Source organism: Nitrospira sp. BLG_2 (assembly GCF_049222245.1).
The window spans coordinates 1-3,317 of sequence record NZ_JBLYIG010000341.1 but is presented as its reverse complement, the minus strand read 5'-3'; the positions used below and the strand labels follow the sequence as shown (position 1 = coordinate 3,317).

At 53.0% G+C, this 3,317-nt stretch carries 5 protein-coding genes; all 5 read right to left on the bottom strand.

What is annotated here, in order from left to right; translation table 11 throughout:
- The coding region (locus tag ACOSYY_RS09430) for a beta-N-acetylglucosaminidase domain-containing protein (RefSeq protein ID WP_421662016.1) at positions 1-378 on the bottom strand (378 nt) is incomplete at its 3' end.
- 176 nt (positions 379-554) lie between these two features.
- The gene (locus tag ACOSYY_RS09425) at positions 555-992 is read right to left on the bottom strand and encodes a cupredoxin domain-containing protein (protein ID WP_421662015.1); all 438 of its coding nucleotides are present in this window, start codon (positions 990-992) and stop codon (positions 555-557) included.
- Positions 993-1,039: 47 nt separating this feature from the next.
- The gene (locus ACOSYY_RS09420) at positions 1,040-1,303 is read right to left on the bottom strand and encodes a hypothetical protein (protein WP_421662014.1); all 264 of its coding nucleotides are present in this window, start codon (positions 1,301-1,303) and stop codon (positions 1,040-1,042) included.
- A gap of 90 nt (positions 1,304-1,393) precedes the next feature.
- A complete protein-coding gene (locus ACOSYY_RS09415) occupies positions 1,394-2,389 on the bottom strand; it encodes a M23 family metallopeptidase (protein ID WP_526023308.1) in 996 nt (331 codons plus the stop codon).
- A partial coding sequence (locus ACOSYY_RS09410) for a proteasome accessory factor PafA2 family protein (RefSeq protein ID WP_421662012.1) occupies positions 2,386-3,317 on the bottom strand: 932 nt, incomplete at its 5' end. The genes ACOSYY_RS09415 and ACOSYY_RS09410, both read right to left, overlap by 4 nt.

The window sequence follows — 3,317 nt, the reverse complement described above, 5'->3', positions numbered from 1 at the left end:
ATCTGCTAAGTCCGGGGCACCCTTCATGTCATCAAAGAACAGACCAAGGTACGTAATGTTAAGTTCTTCAAACTTCTTTACTTTTTCTCGCAGCAATCCTCTTGTTCTTTCATTCCACTGAGAGTGAATTTCGAATGGACTTAGTCCTATCCCGAATGCAACGTTGGCTAGATAGCATTTCAGACTTAAACTTTTCAGCTCACTCCAAATGTCAGCCGGGTGATCCTGCTCCCACTGCTTTCTTAAGTATGAGTCTCGCTTAGGGGCGTAGATATAAAAGCTTCCGCCATACGACCGGAGAGACTCACAAAATTGATGTCGGCTTGTCCAAGACCATTCAGGTCCAAAAAACCCTTCGACAATGCCGATTCCAACCATTCTAATGTACCGTTAAGTTTTGTTTTTTGGCCCACGAAGGATGGTTGATAGCCGCAAATAAATCAAGCCGAACCGGTCGTGAAAGTCTGGAGGGATTATGAAACGGTAGGTTTGCGCTCAGAGGACCGATTATGGACCAGACGCGATTGTCCTATAATTCAGCTTCATTAGGACCATCATCTAACTTCCAATACCCCTTCCTGGCCCTTCTCACGATGGCTCTTGAAGAACGGTAGCTTCTTGTCGCAGTAGATCGCGAATGAACCTGTGACCATGGAAGTGAACGTGATCGTCAGACTTTCCCCTGCCGGAATCTCTTCCCGAATGTTCAACCCGGATCGAGGATCGTCGATGATGACATTGTGAGGCACGACCCAGGTTACGCTCTTGAAGGTCAATTCGACCGGTTTCCCGGCATTCACAGTGAGGTGATTCGGAATGAACGCATAGCTGTCGGCTTCGACCACAGCGCGCTGGACGCCGTCCGGATCGGGCGGTATCTCCATGGCTATTGAACGCTCGTCGAACAATACGGATCCTAGCAGGAACAATCCCATCGCCATCGACAGTTCCATAAACCTGTCTTTCCATACTCTCTGCTGTTGGGTAGTCATCGGTCCACACCCTATCCAGATGAACCAATCGAGGGAGGCCACTTCTCTTACGACTTCTTCTCTTGTTCTTCCGAGGCAGTTACCACGCTCCGCCCGGGTTCTTTGCGGTCTTCCTTATCAGCCTCTGTCAGTGACTTGGAGATGTGTTCTTCTCGATGGCCGCTGATGAGTGCCGCGGCGATCAGCAGCTGGATGCCGATAAGCAGAAAGAAGAGCCCTCCCTTGTGCTGCCCGGTATGCTCGGCAAGATAGAATCGGTGCGCGGCCAGCAGGAGAGAGAGCACGGAGAGGATAAACAAGAAGATTCTCATGTCTGATGCCCCATTCCAAAATGGTATTCTCGCAGTGGGGCGAGGTCAACCAGAAATCATACGGATGGCGAGGACTGAAACCGATCGGCACTACGGAGCAGGCGAGCCCACGCCGGAAGCAGGTTGGGTAACCGGCACAGGAGCGGCCGACTGTACTGCGCCTTTAAACGGCAAATCCAGCAAGGCATAGGGGTTGACGCGCGCGCCGTTGAGTTTCGCCCCCCAATGGAGATGAGGACCGGTGGCCCGACCGGTGGAGCCTACTTTTCCGATGATCTGCCCGGCTTTCACCTGATCGCCGTCCTTAACGAGGATTTCGGACAGATGGAAATACATCGAATAGAGACCCAACCCGTGGTCTAGGAATACACCTTTCCCCGAGAAAATATGATCGACAGTAAGCCGCACCATTCCGTCATTCGTCGCGGCAACGGCGGTCCCGAGAGGAGCACCGATGTCCTCGCCGTTGTGCGGATTCCTCGCCTGTCCATTCATGATTCTCATGCTGCCGAAGATACCGGTCCTCCTGCCGCTCACCGGCTCTACGAAACCCGGTTGCCAGAGTTTGCTCTGGGAATCTGTGGCTAATGCCGCTTTCACCTGCTCTTGCTCGGCCTTCCAGCGCGCCACGCTCTTTTCATCAAGATCGACCTTGTCTTTGGGCAGCGTGAGATGCTCGACATGGAACTTCCCTTTGACGATTGAGACGCTGTAGCGGAGCGTGCGGCTCTCCTCGGCCGTCTTCAGCTCGACGATGAGTTCATGAGTCCCCGGCTCATCTTGTAAATCTATCCCGAGCAATCCGACAAATCCTTTCGGCTCTTCGAGTCGCGTGTCCGGGAAGAAGCTAATGGGACGTCCCAGGAATTTCCCCTGCACGCGGGTGGCTGAATCATCAACAGGGACTTTGACGACAATAACTTCTCCCTGTTTCCCGGTATAACGGCCATCGGCACCCTGAGCAGTCGGTACAGAACCCGTAACGAGACCGATAAGCAGAGACCCGGCAAGCAAAAAGGCGTTACCTGACAGGCATCTCACCGACATGACACGTCGAAAGTGATACAGATTCAGCACCGGCCTCATCGATAAAACCGCCCTCCAGACACTTGGGAAATCAGTTCCTCGACCCGTCGATTCACCGCGCTGAAGGGGTCCATGCAGAGAATGGTTTCTTCCCAATACCCGTTCAACTTCAAATACGTCCAATCCACGGTATAGGATCGATTCTTGGCGCGAGCGAACCGGATGAAATCCCCTCGGACCTTGGCTCTTGTCGTTTGAGGCGGGGTGGACATCGCCCGCTGAACCGCCTCTTCTTCGACGACTCGTTCGATGAGCCCTCGAGACTCCATCAGGTAATACAACCCTCTCGTCCGCTTCACGTCATGGAACTGCAAATCGAGGAGGAACACTCTCGGGTCGTCCCACCCGCAATTCTTCTTGTCTATATAGGATTGGATCACATGTTTCTTCGTGACCCAATCGACTTGATGGATGAGCTGCATCGGATCTTCTTCCAAGAGTTGGAGCATCCGTTCCCATTTATCGTACACATCGTCGAGGGTGGGGTCGTGCGCCTGTTGATTCAGGTATTCCCTTGCCCTCTTGAGATAGACCAGGTGAATTTCAATGGCGGTCATCTGCCTGCCGTCATCGAGTTTCACTTTTTTCTTCAGCGTCGGATCCCGCGAGACCTCTCTTATCGCCTTGACGGGATCTTCCAGTTCCAACCCATGAACCGTGTATCCCTCCTCGATCATCGACAAAACGAGTGCGGCCGTCCCCACTTTGAGGTAGGTGGCATACTCCGACATGTTGGAATCCCCGACGATGAGATGGATACGCCGATACCGTTCGGCATCCGAATGGGGTTCGTCGCGAGTATTGATGATGCTTCGGGAAGACGTCGTCGACGATGACGTCTTCTCGTGAATATGTTGCGCGCGCTGAGAGACGAAATACTGCGGCTTCCCAGATACTTTTAATACTTTTCCGGCCCCGCTGAATACCT